This window comes from Sphingomonas sp. NIBR02145, assembly GCF_027359115.1.
GTDB classification, from domain to species: Bacteria; Pseudomonadota; Alphaproteobacteria; order Sphingomonadales; family Sphingomonadaceae; genus Sphingomonas; species Sphingomonas kyeonggiensis_A.
The window spans coordinates 2,020,619-2,041,989 of sequence record NZ_CP114791.1; the positions used below are offsets into that span (position 1 = coordinate 2,020,619).

Genomic DNA, 21,371 nt, shown 5'->3' on the forward strand with positions numbered 1-21,371 from the left:
GGTTATTCCTCGCCCATCCGCAGCGCGGCGATAAAGGCTTCCTGCGGGATCTGCACCGAGCCGTACTCGCGCATCCGCTTCTTGCCTTCCTTCTGCTTTTCCAGAAGCTTGCGCTTACGCGTGATGTCGCCACCATAGCATTTGGCGGTAACGTCCTTGCGCAGCGCCGCGATCGTCTCGCGGGCGACCACCTTGCCGCCGATCGCCGCCTGGATCGGGATCTTGAACAGATGGCGCGGGATCAGGTCCTTGAGCCGCTCGCACATGCCGCGGCCGCGCGTCTCGGCGGTCGAGCGGTGGACGATCATGCTCAGCGCATCGACCGGCTCGTTGTTGACGAGGATGCTCATCTTGACGAGGTCGCCGGCGCGGTGGCCGATCTGCTCATAGTCGAAGCTCGCATAGCCGCGGCTGATCGACTTGAGGCGGTCGTAGAAATCGAACACCACTTCGTTGAGCGGCAGTTCATAGGTCACCTGGGCGCGGCCGCCGACATAGGTGAGGTTCTTCTGGATGCCGCGGCGATCCTGGCAGAGCTTGAGGATCGGGCCGAGATACTCGTCGGGCACGTAGATCACCGCGTTGATCCACGGCTCCTCGATCTCAGCGATCCGGTTGGGATCGGGCATGTCGGCCGGGTTGTGCAGCTCGATCTCGCGCGCTTCCGCCTCGCCCGCCGCCTTGGTCAGCTTGAGCTTGTAGACCACCGACGGGGCGGTGGTGATCAGGTCGAGGTCGTACTCGCGGCTCAGGCGCTCCTGGATGATCTCCAGGTGGAGCAGGCCGAGGAAGCCGCAGCGGAAACCGAAGCCGAGCGCCGCCGAGGTCTCCATCTCGAAGCTGAACGAAGCGTCGTTCAGGCGCAGCTTGGAGATGCTCTCGCGCAGTTTCTCGAAGTCGTTGGCATCGACCGGGAACAGGCCGCAGAACACCACCGGCTGGACTTCCTTGAAGCCCGGCAGCGCTTCGGCGGCGGGCTTCTTGGCGTCGGTCAGCGTGTCGCCGACGCGCGCCTGGGCGACTTCCTTGATCTGCGCGGTGATGAAGCCGATCTCGCCCGGGCCGAGATCCGGCAGGTTCTCGATCTTCGGGCGGAAGCAGCCGACGCGGTCGATAAGGTGCATCGTGCCGGTCTGCATGAACTTGACCTGCTGGCCCTTCTTCAGCGTGCCGTCGATCACGCGGACGAGGATGACGACGCCGAGATACGGATCGTACCAGCTATCGACCAGCATCGCCTTGAGCGGCGCATTCGGATCGCCCTTCGGCGCCGGGATGCGCTCGACAACGGCGTCGAGGATCTCGTCGATGCCGATGCCGGCCTTGGCGCTGGCGAGCACCGCGTTCGACGCGTCGAGGCCGATGATCTCCTCGATCTCGTTCTTCACCTTCTCGGGCTCGGCCGAGGGGAGATCGATCTTGTTGATGACCGGGATGATCTCGTGATCATGCTCGATCGACTGGTAGACGTTCGCGAGCGTCTGCGCTTCCACGCCCTGCGCCGCGTCCACCACCAGCAGCGCGCCTTCGCAGGCGGCCAGGCTGCGGCTCACTTCATAGGCGAAGTCGACGTGACCCGGCGTGTCCATCAGGTTGAGGACATGGCCCTTCCACTCCAGGCGCACGGTCTGCGCCTTGATCGTGATGCCCCGCTCCTTCTCGATGTCCATGTTGTCGAGGACCTGCGCGGACATCTCGCGCTCGGAGAGCCCGCCGGTGCGCTGGATCAGACGATCGGCCAGGGTCGACTTGCCGTGGTCGATATGCGCGATGATCGAAAAGTTGCGGATCTTGGAAAGTTCGGTTGCCATGATGTTGCGCGCGTTAGCAGGCGCGGGCCAGTGCCGGAAGTCCCGCGCGAAATACAAAATAGAAGGGCCCGGTGGCGAAGGACGCCACCGGGCCCGACTGACTGGCCGAAAGCAAAGGGGGCTTAGCGGGTCCGGCCGGTCAGCGAGATGCCGATGACGCGCGGCTCGTTGAGCACGGCGGCCATGTAGTTCTCGATCACGCCCTTGAGGTTCTTCTCGTTCGTGATGTTGCGGGCGAAGGCAGCGATTTCCCAGGTGCCGTTGCCGCCCTGGTAGCCGAGCTTCAGGCCGCCCTCGAAGTTGCCGTCCGAGTAGAACTCGTCGGTCTTGTAGAGGACGTAGTTGGTGTAGCCCTGCAGGTTCCAGTCGGTCGAGATGAAGAACTTGCCGCTGTCGCTCACCGGCACGTCGTAGCGGGCGGTGAGGTTCAGGTTATACTCCGGCGCGTTCGGCAGCGGGTTGCCGTCGATCTGCGCGAAATAGGCGTTGGCGCCGAACACGGTGCGGGTCACGTACGGATCCTTGACCGTGCAGACCAGCACGCCGTTGAGGGCGCAGGCCTGGGCATAGACGCGCTTGTCCTTGATCTCGCTGTGCAGCCAGCTTGCGCCGGCGGTCAGCGTGAAGTTGCGCACCGGGCGCAGCGTCAGATCGGCTTCGACGCCATAGGCTTCGGCCTTGTCGGCGTTGAACAGGACGCCGTTGCCGTTCGAGTCATTGCCGTTCAGCTGGATGTCGTCGACGGTGTAGTAGAAGCCGGTCAGGTTGAACCGCACCCGGTTGTCGAACAGGCTCGACTTGAAGCCGCCCTCATACGACACGATCGTTTCGGAGTTCGCGGTGGTGAAGTCCGAGTTGAAAACCGCCGAGCGACCCTGGATGGTCGGGCCGCGGAAGCCGCGGGCGACACGGGCATAGAGGCTCAGATCGTCGCTGACCTCATAGAGCGCGCTCACGTCCCAGCTGGGCTGGGTGTCCGACATGCGGACGTGGCGGCGACCCGGATAGGTCACGGCCCCGGCCGCGGTGTCGGCGGTCTTGAGCAGGTCGGTGGTCTTGGTGTCCTCGGTCACGCGCACGCCGGCGGTGAGGCGGAACTTCGGGGTCACCTGGTAGCTGGCCTGGCCGAACAGCGCCCAGCTGGTGTTGACGTCGTGCAGGCGCACCCAGTTGTTGGGGTTGCGGGCCGCGGTGTTGAGGAACCAGGCGCGCTGGTAGAACTCGGTGATGTCGCGGCTATCGAAGTACATGCCGCCGATCTGCCACTTGAACGGACCGTCGCCGTTGCTGGCGAGGCGCACTTCCTGGGTCCACTGGTCGAGGTCCGCGAGGCGGCCCATCGACTGGCCATAGCCGTTCGCAACGCCGCCGACCGGGAAGTCCGCCGCCGCGCCACCATCGGTGTCGCCGCGGCTGTAGCCCGACGAGGTCTCATAGGCAGTGATCGAGGTCAGCGTGACGCCGCCCAGATCGAAGCTGTTGTTCCACGACATGCCGTAGGTGTCATAGTCCTGCGGATTGTCCATCGCCTCGTCGAAGCGGACCGTCGTGCGCGAGACGTTGCTGACGTCGTTCGATCCCTTCTTCAGCGCCTGGCGCAGGAACAGGGTCGAGGTGCCGTTATAGTTGCGCATGTGCGCCGAGAAGAGCGAGGTCCAGTCGGCGGTCGGCTCGACCAGCAGCTGCACGCGCACGTCGCGCTCGTCGAAGCCGCCCATCGCGTTCTTGCGCGGGGTCTTCGTGCCGTCGGCGCTCGGCCCGGCATAGGCATTGTCGACATAGTCGTCGCGGTGCTGGAACAGGCCCGACACGCGGATCGCGACATTGTCGGCCAGCGGGCCGCCGATGCCGGCGTCGAGGCTCACGCTGCCATAGCTGCCATAGCTCGCCGTGCCGCGCGCATCGAAGCGATCGAGCGTCGGGCGGACGGTGTCGAACTTGACGATACCGGCAGTGGTGTTGCGGCCGAACAGCGAACCCTGCGGGCCACGCAGCACTTCGACGTGATCGAGGTCATAGACCGGGTTCGACTTGAGCACGACATGCTCGAGCACCACATCGTCCTGGATGATCGACACGGGCTGCGAGGCGCCCAGGTAGAAGTCGATATTGCCGAGGCCACGGATGTAGAAGCGCGGGAAGATGCGGCCGGTGGTCGTCTCGGCATAGAAGCTCGGCACCTTGCCCGAAAGCGAGAGCAGCGTGTCGTCGCCGGCGGCGGTGAAGTCACGCGCGTCCTGGCCGCCGATCACCGCGACCGAGACCGGGGTGTTCTGCAGCGTTTCCGGGCGGCGCTCGGCGGTGACGACGATCTCGGTGGTCGCTTCGTCTTCGACGGCGGCGGCGGGAGCCGTGGCGTCCTGCGCCTGGGCGGTGCCGCCAAGGACGAGCGCGCCGAATGCCGCGCCCAGGAAAAGAGCAGACTTGGTGATGCCAGTCTTCATGAGATTGTTCCCTGCTGTGCGTCCAACGCGCAGCAGCGGCCACGTCCCCGATCGGAGTCGTGCCGTCGTCGCGCCGGACATTTCTCGTTATCGAGGGGCTTGCCTGCCCCTTCCGAGGCGGCGGTTAGGATTGGATTGTGTACGAACTGTGACAATCATCTACGATTTTTCGCAACTGCAGCATTCGTGCAACGCAATCGCAGATACGCCGGGAAATCAGCCTGCCTGAACGGCCTCGATCGCGGCGATGGCCTTGGCGTAGCGCTCCTCGTCCTGACCCGAGACCAGCGCCCAGCGCACCCCGCGCCGCTCCAGCTCGGCCTTGCTCAGCTCGAAGAATTTCCGCCGCAGCTCCTCGGTGCCGAACATGCGGGTGCCGTCGGGGCGCCAGGGCATGTCGATATCGAACAACAGGTAGAAATCGGCGGTGCCCTGCCACTCGTCGAACCAGGGATCCCGCTCGCCGAACAGCATGTCCGCCCACACCGCCGTCATCAGCGGATCGGTGTCGAGGATCAGCGGCGTCATCCCGGCCGCGAGGAGGGTGCGGGTGCCGGCGTCGTGCGTCTTGGCGATCTCGAGCAGGTCGCGCATCGTGAACGCGATACCGCGCGCCTCGGCATATTCGCGGCCATATTCGTCCACCACCTCGCCGCCGAGATACTCGGCGATGCGCGGCGCCAGCGTCGACTTGCCGGTGCTCTCGGGCCCGTGGAGACAGATGGTGCGCAGCTTCATTTTCTTGCCCTCAGCCAATCGACCAACCCCCACCCGGACAGAACCAGGAACACGCCATAGAGCCCGGCGGTGAGCCACAGTCCCTTCACGGCGAACAAAGGGACAGCCAGTAAATCTACAAGGATCCAGAGGACCCAGCATTCCCAGTTGCGCCGCGACTGGAGGATCTGCGCGGCGATGCTGAGCACCGCGATGCTGCCGTCCCACCAGGGCCAGGCCGCGTCGGTCAGCCGGTGCATCATGGCGCCCCAGAGCGCGATCACAACGGCCGCGCCGATCGCCCAGCCGCCGCGCGCCGGCCAGCCCAAGGTCTCGACCACGACTTCGCCGCTTTCCCCGCGCGAACGGGCCCAGTTCCGCCAGCCATAGAGATTGACCGCGAAGAAGAAGAGCTGGAGCAGCGCGTCGCTGTAAAGCTTCTCGTGGAAGAAGATCCACGCATAGAGCGCGACCATCGCCAGCGCGAACGGGTAGTTCCAGATGCTGCGCCGGACGACCAGCACGATGTTGATCAGGCCCAGCAGGCTGGCAGTCGCTTCGATCGGGCTCACGGTTACGGCCTAGCAACAAGTTGCGCCCGACGTCGAGAGGCTTGCCCTCCCCCCGCTTGCCGCTACGGTAAGCGCCTAGATCGCGGGAGGAGAGGCCCATGCGTCATGTCGCGGTGATCGGTTCCGGGCCGGCAGGCTATTACACTGCCGAAGCCTGCCAGAAGGTATTTGGCGACCAGGTTCGGGTCGACATCCTCGATCGCATGCCGGTGCCCTTCGGGCTGATCCGCACCGGCGTTGCCCCCGATCACCAGTCGATCAAGGGCGTCTCCCGCCGGTACGAGGCGGTGGCGCTAACCGACAATGTGCGCTTCGTCGGCAATGTCACCATCGGCAAGGACGTGTCGATCGACGAGCTGCGCGAGCTGTACGACGCGGTCGTCCTCGCCACCGGCGCGCCGCACGACCGCAAGCTGGAGATACCGGGAGCGGAGCTGCCGGGCGTGACCGGATCGGCGGCGTTCGTCGGCTGGTATAACGGCCATCCCGACTATGCGGGCCTCAATCCGCCGCTCGACGGGCCAGCCGTGGTGATCGGCAACGGCAATGTCGCGCTCGATGTCGCCCGCGTGCTCGCCAAGGCCGAGGACGAGCTGGAGGCGTCGGACGTCGTCGCCCATGCGCTCGATTCGCTGCACGGCTCCAAGGTGCACAGCATCACCCTGCTCGGCCGCCGCGGGCCGCACCAGATCGCGATGACCCCCAAGGAACTGGGCGAGCTGGGCGAACTGGGCCACGCCACGCCGGTGGTCGACCCGGCCGATTTCCCGCCGGTGGAGGAGGACGGCGCACTCGATCCCGGCCAGCGCAAGTCGGTCGGCCATCTGCGCCGATTCGCGCTGGGCATGCCAGACAAGCCGATTCGCATCGTCTTCGATTTCTTCGCCATGCCGATCGCGATCGAGGGCGACGGCAAGGTCGAGCGGGTGATCGTCGAACGCACCGCGCTGGGCCTGGACGGCAGCGCGCACGGCACGGGCGAGACCTATGCCATCCCCGCCAGCCTGGTGGTGAGCTGCATCGGCTATCGCACCCCGCCGATCGAGGGCGTGCCCTATGACGACAAGTCCGGGCGATTCGCGAATATCGACGGGCGGGTGCTGCCCGGCCTCTATGCGGTGGGCTGGGCGCGGCGCGGCCCGACGGGGACGATCGGCACCAACCGCCCGGACGGCTTCCACATCGCCGAGAAGATCGCCGAGGACATTGGCGAGGGTGCGGGCAAGCCCGGCCGCCCCGGCCTGGATGCCCTGCTGGAGGCGCGCACGGTGGAGCCGGTGACCTTCCGCGACTGGCTGAAGATCGACGCCGCGGAGATCGCCGCGGCCCGCATTGGGGCCCCCCGCGAGAAGTTCGTTTCGGTCGATGCGATGATGGACGCGCGGAAAAGCTGATTCAGTGGCTTGCGTGACTCAAATAGCGTGGTTATAGGCGCCCCCTCGCAGTCGGGGTTCGCCCCGGAGGCGCCGGTCGGGGAATAGCTCAGCCTGGTAGAGCACTGTCTTCGGGAGGCAGGGGCCGGAGGTTCGAATCCTCTTTCCCCGACCATTTTAATTCCCGCTAAATCAGCACTTTAAGCGAAGTGACCACCAGGGGTCACGGAGCGCTTGGGTGCGCCTTCATCTGCTGCTAGGCGCCCGCGCATGCTTTCCTTCCGCGACATCACCATCCGGCTTGGCGGCCGTGCGATCATCGAGAACGCTTCTGCGGCGATCCCGCCCCGTGCCCGCGTCGGTTTCATCGGCCGCAACGGCGCCGGCAAATCGACGCTGATGAAGGCGATCGCCGGGATGATCGAGACCGACAACGGCTCGGTCGACATCCCGCGCCAGGCCCGGTTCGGCTATCTTCGCCAGGACGCGCCGAGCGGCCAGACCAGCGCCTTCGACACCGTGCTCGAAGCCGATGTCGAACGTGCCGCGCTGCTGCTCGAGGCCGAGACGCAGGACGATCCCGACCGGCTGGGGCATATCTACGAACGGCTCGACCAGATCGACGCCTATGAGGCCCCTGCCCGCGCCGGACGGATCCTGAAGGGCCTGGGCTTCGACGACGCGATGCAGGCGCGGCCGATGGACAGCTTCTCGGGCGGCTGGCGGATGCGCGTGGCGCTCGCCTCGCTGCTGTTCCTCAACCCCGACATCCTGCTGCTCGACGAGCCTAGCAACCACCTCGACCTCGAAGCGGTGATGTGGCTCGAGGGCTTCCTGCGCGCCTATCGCGGCACGATCCTGCTGATCAGCCATGAGCGCGACCTGCTCAACAATGTCGCCGACCATATCCTCCACCTCGATCGCGGCCAGACCACGCTCTATGTCGGCGGCTATGACGCGTTCGAGCGGCAGCGGGCCGAGCGGATGGCGCAGCAGGCGGCGGCGCGCGAGAAGCAGGTCGCCGAGCGCGAGAAGCTGCAGGCGTTCGTCGATCGCTGGCGGGCCAAGGCGAGCAAGGCCAAGCAGGCGCAGAGCCGCGTCAAGGCGCTGGAGCGGATGCAGCCGATCGCGGCGGTGGCCGAGGATCCGAGCATGCGCTTCGACTTCCCCAATCCACAGGGCCTGCGCCCGCCGCTGCTGACGCTCGACCATGCCGCGGTCGGCTATGAGGAAGGCAAGCCGATCCTGTCGCGGCTGGGGCTGCGGCTCGATCCCGACGACCGGATCGCGCTGCTCGGCCGCAACGGCAACGGCAAGACCACGCTCGCCCGGATGATCGCCGGCGAGCTGCCGGTGATGGCCGGCGAGATGACCACCGCCACCAAGCTGACGGTCGGCTATTTCACCCAGTACCAGGTCGAGGAGCTCGATCCCGACGCCACGCCGGTGGAGACGATGGGCCGGGTGATGAAGGCCGCGACGCCGGTGCAAGTGCGCAACCAGCTGGGCCGCTTCGGTTTTTCGGGCGACAAGGCGCTGACCAAGGTCGGCAAGCTTTCGGGCGGCGAGCGCGCGCGACTGGCGCTGGCGCTGGTCACCCATAACGCCCCGCACCTGCTGATCCTCGACGAACCGACCAACCACCTGGACGTCGACACCCGCGAGGCGCTGGTCCAGGCGCTCGCCGAGTTCAAGGGCGCCGTGGTGCTGGTCAGCCACGACCGGCACATGCTCGAGCTGGTCGCCGACCGGCTGTTCCTAGTCGATGGCGGCACCGCCCGCGAATATGACGGGACGATCGAGGACTATGCGGCCTTCGTCGTCTCGGGCAAGCCGGTGCCCGGCAGCCCCGGCGCATCGGGCGACAAGAAGGAAGAGCGCCGCGCCGCCGCCCAGGCGCGCGAGTCCTCGACCGGGCTGCGCAAGGCGGTGAGCGACGCCGAGGATGCCATCGCCAAGGCACAGAAATCGCTGGCGGAAATCGACGCGGCACTGGCCGGCAAGCCGCCCAAATGGCTCAAGACGCTGTCGATGGGCGACCTGATGAAGCGGCGCGGCGAGGTCGAGGCGCAGCTGGAAGAGGCCGAGGCGACCTGGCTGCGGGCAACCGAGACGCTGGAATCGGCGAACTAGACGCTTCCAGTCGCCGATGTTGGCGTAAGTTGCGCGCCTCGCGGTGTTGCGCGCGCGGTTTTCGATATGGTTCGCGGTGCGCGGAGGCGGTGCATCTGCATACGCTTCCATGCGCGAATGTTTGCGCGGGTTCCCTGACGGTTCAAAGAGCGGCCCTTGCGGGACGCTGGAACATTAGCGGAACACGCGCGTGTAGGACAGGTAATTCGTCACCCCGGCGAAAGCCGGGGTGACGGATCGTCCCCGTTACTTCTTCGCCACCCATTTGTCGTAGGTCGCCAGGGCCTTGGCCGGGCCGTTATTGTACCAGCTATAGCCGTTGCGGCGCTCGGCGCTGAGTTCGTTCACGTCCGTATGGATCGTACGGTCCCGGTCGCCGAAGATGGGCTTGCCGGTCTGGATGTCATAGTAGCGCGACCAGATCGGGCCGGCGCCGGGCCTGGCGACGAGCTTGCGGCCGTCCGGCCCCTTTTCGAACACGAAGCCCTGAATCGCGTGCGCCTTCAGCCAGTTGACCCCGTCCGCCACCGCCGCGTCGACCGAGGGCGAGCGCCCCGCCTGCTTCATCAGGAAGACCAGGAGGTCGGCGCTCTCATCCGAGGACAGTGCGACTGGTTCGAAGTTCCGGGCGCCCGCCGGCGCCAGGGTGAGCGCGTCATGCTGCTGACCCCACACCGTGCGCTTGCCGTCGATAACCACCTGAGTCTTGAGAATCAGCTGGATCGCCTTGTTGCAGGCAGCTTTGGCTTCCAGAGCGAGCTGGTCCGATACAAAGGCGTAATCGCCCTGGTGGCGCGCCACCTCGGCCAGCACGCCCACCACCGACGAGAGCGCATCGTCGTTGAAAGTGAGCGCATCATGATATCCGCCCTGGAGCGGATAGACCTGGGGCCAGCCGCCATTGGGGAACTGGGCGTTCAGCAGATAGCGGATGCCCTTGAGGAAGCTCTCGCGATAGGCATTGCCCTCGGCACCCGGCGCGGCGGCCTGGGCGCGGGCGAGGAAGCGCAGCTCGGTGGTGGTGGCGTTGTTGTCGATCGTGCCGACATAGCTCCAATTCTCGTCCGACATGTCGGACTTCGCATTGGCCGGCAGCTTCTCGATCGGCACATAATGCTCGCCGCGCGCGCGGACCGGGCCGGTGCGATCGACATTCTTGCCCCAGCCGCCGGCAGGCGTCTGGAAGCTGACGATATTGTCGGCGACATGGCGCGCATCGGCACCCGCATACCAGCCGGCCGGCTTGTCGAGCGGCATGCCGCTGCCGCCCGAAGGACCGGTGGGCGGCGATACGGGCGTGGGCAAGGTGCCGTCGGCGCGCTCGGCTGCGAGCGCGGCCTTATCGGCCTCCATCAGCCCGACCGACTTGTCGAGATAGACGTTCCAGGCGCGCTGCTGGCCGATCGGCAGCGTCGCGATCCGCGCATGCGTGATCGGCTCGGCCGGCGTCATCTTGCCGATTACTTCGACCGCGGCATATGCCACCGGTGTCATCGCTGCAGCTGCGAACAGAGCGATCTTTGCGATACGAATCATGTCCCCTCCCGATTTTGGTATTGGGCGGAGGATAGCGCGCTGTGGGTTTGGGTAAATCCCCCTCCGTCATCCCGGCGAAAGCCGGGATCTCGTGCGGCTCCTTCCTTGCGCCTTCGCCTGAGATCCCGGCTTTCGCCGGGATGACGCCTGGGTGGTGTCCGGGGACGGAGTCCAACGAAAAACGGGCGAGGGGTTGCCCCCTCGCCCGCCCTTCATGACCCCGAACTGACGCGCCTACTCGTAGCGCAGGGCATGAACCGGATTGGTGCGCGCCACGCGGATGGCGTGGGCACCGATGGTGAGCACCGCGATCGCCAGCGCGAGCAGGCTGGCGCCGATGAACGGCACCGGAGTGAGCGAAATGCGGGCATCGAAGGCGTTGAGGAACTCGCGCATCAGCCACCAAGCCACCGGCCAGGCGATGATGTTGGCGATCACCACCGGGCGGGTGAACTGCCAGACGAGCAGCCGGGCGATGTCGCTGGTGCGCGCGCCCAGCACCTTGCGGATGCCGATCTCCTTGGTCCGCCGCTCCGCCGTGAAGGCAGCCAGACCGAACAGGCCGAGACAGCCGATCACCACCGCGAGGATCGCGAACATGCCGAACATCTGCGCCCGGGCATCGAGCTTCTCATAGGCACGGGCGATGATGTCGTCGGCCAGCGTGGCATCGAAGGGCAGATCGGGGGCGTAGCGGCGCCAGACCTGCTCGATGCCCGCGCGGACCGTGCGCGGATCGCCGTGGAAGCGCGCGACCAGCCAGTTCACATTATGCTTGTCGAGCAGGTACATGGTCGGCTCGATCGCGGCACGGACGGTGCGGAAGCGGACATCGGCGACGACACCGATGATGGTGAGGTTCATCATCCCCCCATATTCGTCCTTCACGCCGTAGCGGATCGTCTTGCCGATCGCGTCCTGAGCGGTCTTGAAGCCGAGGCGCTTCACGCCGCTCTCGTTGATGACGATATGCCCGCCGCGCGCGACCAGCGCCCGCTCGGCCGCCGGATCCTCCGGCACCGGGGTGGTCATGTCGTCGGCGGGCCGCTCGTCGAACACCCGGCCCGCAATGGTGCGGATCTGCATGGTGGGGAAGAAGCCGGCATCGACGCCGTAGATGCCCATATCCACGGGATCCTCGCGCCCCGGCACGACCACGCCGGTGGTGGAGGACTGGCCAGTGATGACGCCGATCATCGTGCGGCCACTGGATTCCACGCCGGGGACCTGCGCGATCGCGCGGGTGAGCGCATCGGCCTGGGGCTCGAGGATGCGGGAGCCGACACCGGCGAGCTGGATCAGGCCAGCACGCTTGTATCCCGGATCGAGCGAGCGCGCGTAGACATTCTGGGCATAGATCACCGCGGTGCAGATGATCAGGCCGATTGAGACGGCGAACTGGATCACCACCAGCGCGCTGCGCAGCCGGCCGGAGCCTTCCGCGTCGGACGCCGACTTGTTCGCCTTGAGCACACGGGCCGGCTGGAAGCGGGAGAGATAGAAGGCCGGATAGAGGCCACCCGCCGCGCCGACGAGCAGCACTAGGCCGATCATCGGCAGGATCAGCCCGCCATGACCGAAATAATGCAGCTCGAGATCGGCATCGAGGAAGTTGCCGAACCAGGGCAGCGCGATCTCGACCACCGCCAGCGCGAGCAGCATCGCGATCGTGGCGAGCAGCACCGATTCACCGAGGAACTGGGCCATCAGCTGCCGGCGCGTGGCGCCGAGGACCTTGCGCAGCGCCACTTCGCGGGCGCGCTGGCTGGCGCGGGCAGTGGCGAGGTTGGTGAAGTTGATGCAGGCCATGGCAAGGATCAGCAGCGCGATCACCGCGAAGGTGGCGATAGTCTGCACGTCGTTGCCCGGCGCCATCCCGGAACCGGTGGCACGGCCGAGATGCACATCGGGTGCCGCGACCAGGGCAAAGGTGCGCTCGTCACCGGCATTTACCTTCTTGCCGTTGAAGGTCTCGTCCGGGATGTTGCGCTTTTCCCAGGCGTCCATCTGGTTGTTGAGCGTGGCGACATCGGTGCCCGGGCGCAGCTTCACATAGACCCAGCCCGAGGTCCAACCCCAGCTGGTGAGATAGCCATTGTCTTCCGGGAACATGCTGGGGAAGTCGGCACGGGCGAACATCTTGCCGGTCAGGTGCGACTTCTTCGGGACGTCCTTGAACACGCCGGTGATACGATAATCGTCCTTCCGCCCGGCGGTGAGCAGCGTCACCGTGCGGCCGACGACGTTCTTCGAGCCGAAGATGCGGACCGCTTCCGACTCGCTCATCACCACGGTGCCCGGGCGCGAGAGCGCCTTGCTGTCGCCCTGGGCCATCGGCAGCGCGATCGTGTCGAGGAAGGCGCTGTCGACCAGTCGCCCGTCATCGACGACCGTTGCCTGGCCATCCTTGATCAGGGTGAGCGGCGGGCCGCCCATATAGGTGGCGCTCTCGATCTGCGGGAAATCCTTGAGCAGCGCCGCCTTGGTCACATAGGGCGCGCCCTGGTTCTGGAACTTGTCGCCGTTGGTCTTGCTCTCATAATAGACCTGGAGCTGATAGGTGCGCTTCGCATCGGGCAGCCAGTCGTCATAGCTGCGCTCATACTGGACGTAGAGCAGGATCAGCAGGCAGGCGGCCAGGCCGATCGCCAGCCCGAACAGGTTGATGAAGGCATAGGTGCGGTTCTTCGCGAGCGCGCGCAGGCCGACCGTCAGATAATTGCGCCACATGGGCTTTCTCCCCCTTTTCGATCAGGCCGCGCGGCGGCGTTCCTGGAGGACGCGGCCGTCGAGCATCGAGACGATGCGGCCGGCATAATCGGCATGCGCGGGCGAGTGGGTGACCATCACGATCGTCGAGCCCTCGGCATTCAGCGTCTGCAGCATGTGCATCACTTCCTCGCCATGCTGGGTGTCGAGATTGCCGGTCGGCTCGTCCGCCAGGATCAGCTTCGGGCTGGCGACGAGCGCGCGGGCGACGGCGACGCGCTGCTGCTGGCCGCCCGAGAGCTGGCTGGGGCGATGCTTGGCGCGGTGGGCGATGCCGGTGCGGTCCATCACCTCGTCCACGCGGCGCTTGCGCTCGGCGGCGGGGACATTGTGATAGAGCAGGGCGAGCTCGACATTGTCGCGGACGCTCAGCTCGTCGACCAGATTGAAGCTCTGGAAGATGAAGCCGATATTCTCCTTGCGGACATCGGCGAGCTTGCTCTCGGAGAGCCCCGCGACTTCCTGGCCGTTGAACAGATAGGATCCCGAGGACGGGCTATCGAGCATGCCGATCATGTTGAGCAGGGTCGACTTGCCGCAGCCCGAGGGGCCCATGATCGCGACGAACTCGCCCTGGGCGATTTCGAGGTCGATCGCGTCGAGCGCCGTCGTCTGCACCGTGTCGGTGCGGTAGACCTTGGAGAGTTCGCGCATCTGCAGCATCGGATTCCCTTTCTGGTTCGTCATTTGGTGAGGTCCAGGCGCGTCTTGTCGGTGAGGCCGGTATAGGGCGAGGTGATCACCCGCTCGCCGGGTTCGAGGCCGTCGAGCACCTCGATGAAATCGCTGTTGCGGCGGCCGAGGCGGACGTTGCGCTTCTCCGCGCTGCCGCCGCCGGGGGCGACCACGAACACCCAGGCGCCGCCGGTATCGCTGTAGAAGGCCCCGTTGGGGATCAGCAGCGCCGGGGCGGAATCGCCGAGCGTGAGGCGGGCCTGCATCGTCTGGCCGCGCTGGAGCTGGGGCGGTTCGCCGTCGGTGAACTGGAGATCGACCTGGAACTGGCCGTTCTGCACCTGGGGATAGATCTTGGTGACCTTCGCGCCGTAGCGCTTGCCGTTCCAGTCGAGCGCCGCCTTCTGGCCGATCTGGACGCGACCGAGATAGAATTCGTCGACGCCGGCGATCAGCTTGTTGCGGCCGGGGCTGTCGATCTGGCCGACGCGCTCGCCACGGCCGAGCGACTGGCCGACCTGGACCGAGAAGCCCGAGAGCTGGCCGGCGACCGGCGCGCGCAGCTGGAGCGCATCGAGATTGGCGCGGGCGATGGCGAGGCCGGACTGCATCGACTTTGCCGCCTGTTGCTGCTGGGTGAGCTGGCTGCCCTGGAGGCGGGCATCGGTGCTCTGGCTGCGCTTGAGGGCCGCCAGGTTGCGCTGGCTCAGTTCGTAATCGGCCTCGGTATCGGCGAACTGCTTGCCCGAGACGAAGCCCTTGTCGGCGAGCGGCTTTTCGCGCTCATATTGGCGGCGGGCCTTCTCATAGGCGGTCTGTGCGGCGAGCACGGCGCGCTCGTTGGAAAGCTGGGTCTGGGCCAGCGACAGCTCCTGGCTGCGCATGTTGTTGATCTGCTGCTCGACTTCGGTCTGGCGGGCGAGCGTGGAGAGCTGGAGCTCGGCGTTCGACAGCAGCGCGATCGGCTGGCCGGCGGCGACGGTGGCGCCGTCCTCGACCAGCATCTTCTCGACCCGGCCGCCCTCGACCGCGTCGATATAGACGGTCAGCAGCGGCGTAACGCGGGCACGCAGCGGCATGAAATCGTCGAAGGTGCCGCGCGTGACATTGGAGATGGTCACGCGGTCCATCGTCACGGTCTGGCTAGCGCCCGACGGGGCGAACCACCAGAAGGCGGCGACGGCCAGCGCGGCGGCGACCACGCCGAGCGCGACCTTGAGGCGCGTGGAGAGCGCGCGCTTCTCGACCACCTGGTCCATCCCGCTGCCCGAGACGGCGCCCGCCTTTTCCTTCTGCATCCGTAGCACTGTCATGCCCCCAATCCTCGCAAGTGCCGTGCCAGCCCCGCTCCCTCGGGCCGAGGATCGGCGGCGGCGTGGCAAGTGTTCGATTTCGGACAGGCGCGTCCGGAATCGAACGCTATCCGTAACGATGTGATGCCGAGCCGAAGCACGGCATGGCCGCCGGCGCCGTCCATGCGGAGATCGATCCCCAGGGGTGCGCGGGGCAGGCACAGGAGGAGGATCGCCACCGCGATCACCACTCCCTTGCGCATTCCCCCTGCCGACCGCTGCACGATTTTCCTCCGCCGGCGGATGCGCCGTTCATCCCAGTGTCAGCATGTCCCGTGCCAATTGCGCTTTCGGGGGGACCGTGGCTTGGCACGCAATTTGATTGTCCGGTTCCGCACAGTAACTGTACGGGAGTGGGCAGCATGGGCGATCCGGAATTCGATTTCTGCGTCGTGATCGACGACGACGACGATATCCTGATGGCGTCGCGGCTGTTGCTGCGGCGGCTGTTCAAGGATGTCGAGGCGGTGCGCAGCCCCGACGAGGCGCTGCCGCTGGTACAGGCGCGCACGCCCGACGCGGTGCTGCTCGACGCGAACTTCGCGCGCGGCGCTACGGACGCGAGCGAGGGACTGGCCTTTCTCGACAAGCTGCTCGCGGTCGATCCCGAGATGGTAGTGGTGATGATCACCGCGCATGGCGGGGTGCAGGTCGCGGTCTCGGCGATGAAGCGCGGGGCGACCGACTTCGTCTCCAAGCCCTGGTCGAACGAGAAATTGCTGGCGACCGTGCGCACCGCCGCTTCGCTGCGCCGCTCGCGCAAGGCCGTGGGCGGCGGGAGCGCAGCCCCCGCCCCGGCGGCGCAGGCGGGCGCCTCGCCCCTGCTCGGCGGTTCGCCCGCGATGGCGCGGGTGCATTCGCTGATCAGCCGCGCCGCGCCGACCGACGCCAATGTGCTGGTGCTCGGCGAGAACGGCACCGGCAAGGAACTGGTCGCGCGCGAGCTGCACCGCCAGTCACTGCGGGCGAACCAGGTGATGCTCACCGTCGACCTGGGCGCGGTGAGCGAGGAGCTGATCGACAGCGAACTCTTCGGCCATGTGAAGGGCGCCTTCACCGACGCGCGGACCGACCGGGTCGGCCGTATCCAGGCGGCGGACGGGGGCACGCTGTTCCTCGACGAGATCGGCAATCTGCCGCTGCGGCTGCAGCCCAAGCTGCTCACCGTGCTCGAGCAGCGCCAGGTGACACCGGTGGGCGCCAACAAGCCGGTGCCGGTCAATATCCGTGTGATCGCCGCGACCAACCTCCCACCCGAGAAGCTGCGCGACGAGAGCCATTTCCGGCAGGACCTGCTGTTCCGCCTCAACACGGTGGAGATCGACCTTCCGCCGCTGCGCGACCGCCGCGAGGACGTGCCGCAGCTGATCGAGCATTATCTCCAGCACTACGCCAGGCGCTATGGCCGGCCGGTGCCGCAGCTCAGCCCGGCGGCGCGGATGGCGCTGCTCGACCATGACTGGCCGGGCAATGTCCGCGCGCTGCGCCACGCGCTGGAGCGCGCTGTGATCCTGGCGCGCGAAGAGGCGCTGGAGCCCGAGGACTTCGCGCTGGTCCGCGCGATGCCGCGCGTCGTGCCCGCCACCGCGATCACCCCGCCCCGCCCGCCCGGGCCGAGCGACGACCTCAACCTCGAGCGCGTCGAACGCCGGTTGGTCGAGGAGGCGCTGAAGAAGCACGGCTATAATATCTCGCTGGCCGCCAACGAGCTCGGCCTGTCGCGCGCCGCGCTCTATCGCCGGATGGAGAAGCATGGGCTTTGACCGGCGCTTCACCCTGGGCCTGATCGCCTGGATCGCCGCGCTGGCCGCGGCGGTGACGGCGGCCGTGCTGAGCTTCCTCACCCCCGGGCTGGGCGCCGCGCGGATCGTCGCGCTGCTGCTGGTCGCGGGCGCGCTCTGGGGGATGTGGCGGCTGGTGTCGCGCACCAATGTCGCGCTCGCCCGCTTCGTCGAGGCGCTGCGCTTCGACGACACCTCGGCCCGCTTCGGCGGCACCCATGGCGGCGGATTCGAGGCGCTGGGCGCGGCGCTGGACGGGGCGATGGACCGGCTGCGCGAGCGCCAGATGGCGAGCGCGGCGGAGATGCGCTTCCTCGAGGCGCTGGTCGACGACATGCCGGTGGCGCTGCTGACCATCGACGGCGAAGGCCATGTCGACCCGGCCAACAAGGCGGCGCGGCGGCTGTTCCGCGGCGCGCCGGGCACGCGGGCGGAGGATTATGCCGTCTATGGCGCGACCCTGGCAAAGCGGCTGGCGGGCGGCGATGCGGCCGAGGAGATCCTGCTGCTGGCGATCGAGGGGCGGACGCAGCGCGTGCTGGTCCGCTCGGGTACGCTGGAGCGGCTCGGCCGCAGCATCCGCGCGGTGACGGTACAGCCGATCCAGGGGACGCTGGATGCCGTGGAAATGGCGGCGCAGACCGACCTGGTGCGCGTGCTGACGCATGAGATCCTCAACTCGCTGACCCCGGTGACCTCGCTGGCGGCGACGGCGGCGGACCTGCTCGACGATCCCGAACTGGCAGGCAACCCGCGGATTGGCGATGCGCGGGCGGCGGTCTCCACCCTCGCCCGGCGCGCGCATGGGCTGGGGCATTTCATCGAAGCCTATCGCGCGGTGGCGCACACGCCGGAGCTGCAGCGCCAGACCTTCGCCGCCCAGCCCTGGGCCGAGGAACTGGGCCGCATCTTCGCGGCACGCGAGCCCGAGGTGCCGCTGACGATCGAGGTGACCCCGGCACGGCTGGCGCTGGAGGCCGATCCCGATCTGCTCGCCCAGGTGCTGATCAACCTGCTGCAGAACGCGGCGCAGGCGATGGCCGGCCAGGACCACCCGCCCCGGCTGGCGCTGCGCCTGTTCGCCGAGCATGACGCGCTGGTGATCGAAGTGGAGGACAATGGCCCCGGCGTGCCCGCGGGGCTGCGGCAGGACGTGTTCCTGCCCTTCTTCACCACCCGCGCGACGGGGACGGGCGTGGGGCTGAACCTGGCGCGGCAGATCGTGGTGGCGCATGGCGGGAGTATTGACGTGGGCGATGCCGTAGGTGGCGGGGCGGTGTTCCGGATATTGTTGTAGGGGCGACGCCCCCTTTTAAAGCCTCCCAGATGTGCTAAATTACACCAATAGTATGATTATGGAGGTTGCCATGGCAACCGTGCGAAAGACGATCACCCTGACCGAGCAGCAGGACGCCTGGATCGGTGCCCAGATCGATGCCGGCCATTATACCAACGACAGCGAGGCAATCCGCGATCTCATTCGCCGCGAGCAGGAACGCAGGTTCGAGATGGAGAGCGTCCGCCTGGCGCTGATCGAAGGCGAGCGCAGCGGAGAGCCCGAGCCTTTCGACTTCGCGGCATTCAAGCGACGCAAGGCCGAGCAATATGGCTGAATATCGGCTCAGCCCGGGAGCGCAGCGCGATCTCGAGGAAGTGTTCGATTATACCGCCGATCGTTGGGACTTGCCGCAGGCGCTACGCTATACCGATCTTATCGAAGCCGCCTGCGCCGCGCTCGCCGAGGCGCCGCGACAGGCGCAGGACTGTGCGCATATCCGGCCCGGCTATCGACGGCGCGGCGTGGAGCAGCATGTCATCTATTTCACGGTGACCGCTTATGGGATCGCGATCATTCGTATCCTGCATCAGCGGATGGATGCTGGGCGGCATTTGTAACGGGCAGAGCCGCCAATAGAGAGCGCTGCCTCGCCCTGCCGTTGGCCGAGCCTGGCCCGCACAGCGACTTCACCCGGATGCCCTTACGCAAGCGCACTGCTTGTCAATGCGAACGTCATCGGCAATTTTGCCACCAACACATCGAGCGACATGCAACCGGTGACGAATGAAATATCGACTTGAGGTACGCTCGGTGGCGCTTACGAATGAACCGATCGAACGGAAACACGATCGTTTCCTGAAAGGCATCGCCAACCTTCCCTCTCCATGGGGCGCGGCGGGCATCGTGCTCGCGCCTGACCCGGAAGCGGAACTTGTCGCCATTCTGTCCGCTTCCAAGTTTCTGGGGAAAGGCATCAAGGGCCACGTTGTCTACCAGTATCGCAGGTATTTCCGCGACGAGGCCGCATATGACGACTGGATAGACCTCACCTTCAATCCATCGAAGATCGACTATAGAGCGCTCGCGTATGATTTCTTTCCACATTATGTGGAAGCATTTGGCGGCTATATGGCCACCATCTCCGACGATGAATTCATTTACATGGATTTTGAGGAGAGAAGGCGCCTCAAGATGGATGCGCGAAGTTCAATTTACCGGATCGATCCTATCTCCTACTTCTCGGACAGCCTTTGCAAGCGCGGCTTTGGCCTTTCGGCGAAGCAGGTCATGAAGCGACTAACCGGCAAAGTCGAAGATGTCAGGCTGGGCTGCGGGGGCGTTTTCATTGTCCTGACCTCTGCAGCTCTTCCGACACTTGAGATGGACAATATCTGTTGGGAAGCGAAAGCGCACCTGTCGCGATAATCGGCACTCTCCTACCGCCCCGCCCCAAACCCCGGCGCATCCGGCGGCACGCTGGCGCCGCGCCACCTCTCCACCACACCCACCGCGATCTTGCCGTCCTGCCGCAGCACGCGCTGGATCAGCACCGCGGCCTGCTGGCTGGTGCTGCCGATCGTCGCGCGGGTGCGGACCCAGAAGGTGTTGGAGCGGAAGCCGGTGCCCCAGGGGAGCGAGAGGTTGAGGTCGCCCAAATCCTTGAGGGTGAGCTTGCCGTTGCGGGCGCGGATCTCGGCGAGGCGCTGGGCGGCGAGCGGGTCGCGGAACAGGACCTGTAGCATCTCGGGACCGGCTGCGTTGAGGTTGATCGCGGTGGTGCCGGGCAGCGCCGTCACCAGTTGCTCGAGCCGGGCGGTCGCCTGGGGCTCGAGCCCGGCCATGCGCAGCGGGCGGATATCGGTGACGGGCCCGTAGAGGCGGACATAGGTGACCGCCTTGACCACATCCTCCGCCGACAGGCCGACATCCTTGGCAATCGTCTGGAACAGCACGATCGCGCCGGCATCGCCGCCGCGCAGCATGTTAAGGTTGAAGCGCCCCTCGGCATCGGCGATCGCGAGATCGAAGGTGCCGCCCTCGATCGGGGCGGCGCTTTCGGAGAGTTTCGCCCAGGGCTCGGTCTGGTTGTCCTCATTGGGCGCGGCGACCATGTCGCGGCGGAGGGCGACCACGGCGGAGAGTTCGCCGCCGCGGACAACGGCCAGGGCACGGGCCGCCTCGCGGGTCCGCAGGGCGCGATCGAGCGCGATTTCTTCGCGATTGATTAGCAATAGCACAAGTCCGGACGCGATCGCGACGAACATCAGCACGTTGACGAGGATCATCCCCGCTTCGTCTTCGCGGCGTCTCATGGCTTGGGATACTCCGCCTGATCGGGCAGCGTGACGACGCGGCGCAGCGCGCCCGGCGTGCCGCCCGGACCGGTCGCCTGGAGGGCGATCTCGATCGCGCGGGGCCATTTGTCCTTGTCTTCCTCGCGCATCGGCCAGCGCGGGCTCCAGGCGGTGCCGTCGAAGAAGCGCCAGCGGACATTGGCGACGCCGCCGACCACGGTCTGCACCATCGCGCCCGAGCCGCGGACGAGATTGCCGTTGGCGACCGAATATTGGAGCGGCACCGCCGGCCCGCCGAAACCGGGCGCGGCGCGGGTGAAGTTGAGCTTCTCGCCCCCGCCCTCGACGCGGCCGACCGAGATCTGGTCGATATCGCTCGACACGACGAACATCGCGCGCTGGAGGTCGGCAAGGCGATCGAGGCGCTTCTCGGTGCGCCCCTGGACCTTGATGATGCCGTCGACCAGCGCGAGGCCGGCGACGGCGATCAGCGCGAACAGGCCGAGCGAGATCATCAGCTCGATCAGGGTGAAGCCGGTTTCGCCCTCCCCTTCTTCATCCCCGCGCAGGCAGGGATCCAGAGTCACGGGCGACGCCCTGCTTGACCCTGGCCCCCGGCTTTCGCCGGGGTGCTG

The 21,371-nt window shown here is 66.6% G+C and carries 17 protein-coding genes and 1 tRNA gene; 8 read left to right on the forward strand and 10 right to left on the reverse strand.

Annotation, left to right across the window (positions count from 1 at the left end; all coding sequences use genetic code 11):
• Positions 1 to 2: 2 nt before the first annotated feature.
• From lepA to pnuC, 4 genes are all read right to left on the reverse strand, one after another.
• Entirely contained in the window at positions 3 to 1,811 is a 1,809-nt protein-coding gene (lepA, locus tag O3305_RS08905; protein WP_269576072.1) for a translation elongation factor 4, read from the reverse strand.
• A 122-nt stretch (positions 1,812 to 1,933) separates the two neighbouring features.
• Positions 1,934 to 4,255: a TonB-dependent receptor gene (locus O3305_RS08910; protein WP_269576073.1), complete on the reverse strand. Its 2,322-nt coding sequence runs from the start codon at positions 4,253 to 4,255 to the stop codon at positions 1,934 to 1,936.
• Positions 4,256 to 4,471: 216 nt separating this feature from the next.
• Positions 4,472 to 4,993, reverse strand: coding sequence for an AAA family ATPase (locus O3305_RS08915; RefSeq protein WP_269576074.1), 522 nt, complete (start codon positions 4,991 to 4,993; stop codon positions 4,472 to 4,474).
• On the reverse strand, positions 4,990 to 5,544 hold the full coding sequence (pnuC, locus tag O3305_RS08920; RefSeq protein WP_269576075.1) for a nicotinamide riboside transporter PnuC: 555 nt from the start codon (positions 5,542 to 5,544) through the stop codon (positions 4,990 to 4,992). The genes O3305_RS08915 and pnuC overlap by 4 nt, the downstream gene beginning before the upstream one ends.
• Before the next feature lie 98 nt (positions 5,545 to 5,642).
• On the opposite strand from pnuC, the gene O3305_RS08925 reads away from it, so the two are divergent.
• From O3305_RS08925 to O3305_RS08935, 3 genes are all read left to right on the forward strand, one after another.
• Positions 5,643 to 6,938, forward strand: coding sequence for an FAD-dependent oxidoreductase (locus tag O3305_RS08925; RefSeq protein ID WP_269576076.1), 1,296 nt, complete (start codon positions 5,643 to 5,645; stop codon positions 6,936 to 6,938).
• Positions 6,939 to 7,015: 77 nt separating this feature from the next.
• Positions 7,016 to 7,092: transfer RNA gene (locus O3305_RS08930), tRNA-Pro, on the forward strand.
• Between the two features lie 95 nt (positions 7,093 to 7,187).
• A complete protein-coding gene (locus O3305_RS08935; protein WP_269576077.1) occupies positions 7,188 to 9,050 on the forward strand; it encodes an ABC-F family ATP-binding cassette domain-containing protein in 1,863 nt (620 codons plus the stop codon).
• A gap of 246 nt (positions 9,051 to 9,296) precedes the next feature.
• On the opposite strand, the gene pelA is transcribed toward O3305_RS08935, so the two are convergent.
• The 4 genes from pelA to O3305_RS08955 form a co-directional block, all read right to left on the reverse strand.
• The gene (gene pelA / locus O3305_RS08940; RefSeq protein WP_269576078.1) at positions 9,297 to 10,586 is read right to left on the reverse strand and encodes a pectate lyase; all 1,290 of its coding nucleotides are present in this window, start codon (positions 10,584 to 10,586) and stop codon (positions 9,297 to 9,299) included.
• 234 nt (positions 10,587 to 10,820) lie between these two features.
• Positions 10,821 to 13,316, reverse strand: a complete 2,496-nt coding sequence (locus O3305_RS08945; protein WP_269576079.1) for an FtsX-like permease family protein — start codon at positions 13,314 to 13,316, stop codon at positions 10,821 to 10,823.
• 21 nt (positions 13,317 to 13,337) lie between these two features.
• Positions 13,338 to 14,018: an ABC transporter ATP-binding protein gene (locus O3305_RS08950; RefSeq protein WP_269576080.1), complete on the reverse strand. Its 681-nt coding sequence runs from the start codon at positions 14,016 to 14,018 to the stop codon at positions 13,338 to 13,340.
• Positions 14,019 to 14,038: 20 nt separating this feature from the next.
• Positions 14,039 to 15,343: an efflux RND transporter periplasmic adaptor subunit gene (locus tag O3305_RS08955; RefSeq protein ID WP_269576081.1), complete on the reverse strand. Its 1,305-nt coding sequence runs from the start codon at positions 15,341 to 15,343 to the stop codon at positions 14,039 to 14,041.
• A 401-nt stretch (positions 15,344 to 15,744) separates the two neighbouring features.
• Here O3305_RS08955 and O3305_RS08960 point away from each other — a divergent pair, with 401 nt between their 5' ends.
• The 5 genes from O3305_RS08960 (at position 15,745) to O3305_RS08980 (ending at position 19,867) form a co-directional block, all read left to right on the forward strand.
• Complete coding sequence (locus O3305_RS08960; RefSeq protein ID WP_269576082.1) at positions 15,745 to 17,145, forward strand: sigma-54-dependent transcriptional regulator; 1,401 nt, start codon at positions 15,745 to 15,747, stop codon at positions 17,143 to 17,145.
• Positions 17,135 to 18,460, forward strand: coding sequence for a sensor histidine kinase (locus O3305_RS08965; RefSeq protein WP_269576083.1), 1,326 nt, complete (start codon positions 17,135 to 17,137; stop codon positions 18,458 to 18,460). The genes O3305_RS08960 and O3305_RS08965 overlap by 11 nt, the downstream gene beginning before the upstream one ends.
• Positions 18,461 to 18,530: 70 nt before the next feature.
• Complete coding sequence (locus O3305_RS08970) at positions 18,531 to 18,776, forward strand: type II toxin-antitoxin system ParD family antitoxin (protein ID WP_269576084.1); 246 nt, start codon at positions 18,531 to 18,533, stop codon at positions 18,774 to 18,776.
• Positions 18,769 to 19,059, forward strand: a complete 291-nt coding sequence (locus O3305_RS08975; RefSeq protein WP_269576085.1) for a type II toxin-antitoxin system RelE/ParE family toxin — start codon at positions 18,769 to 18,771, stop codon at positions 19,057 to 19,059. The genes O3305_RS08970 and O3305_RS08975 overlap by 8 nt, the downstream gene beginning before the upstream one ends.
• A 166-nt stretch (positions 19,060 to 19,225) precedes the next feature.
• Positions 19,226 to 19,867, forward strand: coding sequence for a hypothetical protein (locus tag O3305_RS08980; RefSeq protein ID WP_269576086.1), 642 nt, complete (start codon positions 19,226 to 19,228; stop codon positions 19,865 to 19,867).
• A gap of 11 nt (positions 19,868 to 19,878) precedes the next feature.
• On the opposite strand, the gene O3305_RS08985 is transcribed toward O3305_RS08980, so the two are convergent.
• Both O3305_RS08985 and O3305_RS08990 read right to left on the reverse strand, forming a co-directional pair.
• Positions 19,879 to 20,754, reverse strand: a complete 876-nt coding sequence (locus tag O3305_RS08985) for a type II secretion system minor pseudopilin (RefSeq protein WP_269576087.1) — start codon at positions 20,752 to 20,754, stop codon at positions 19,879 to 19,881.
• Positions 20,751 to 21,323, reverse strand: a complete 573-nt coding sequence (locus tag O3305_RS08990) for a PulJ/GspJ family protein (RefSeq protein ID WP_269576088.1) — start codon at positions 21,321 to 21,323, stop codon at positions 20,751 to 20,753. The genes O3305_RS08985 and O3305_RS08990 overlap by 4 nt, the downstream gene beginning before the upstream one ends.
• Positions 21,324 to 21,371: the final 48 nt, after the last annotated feature.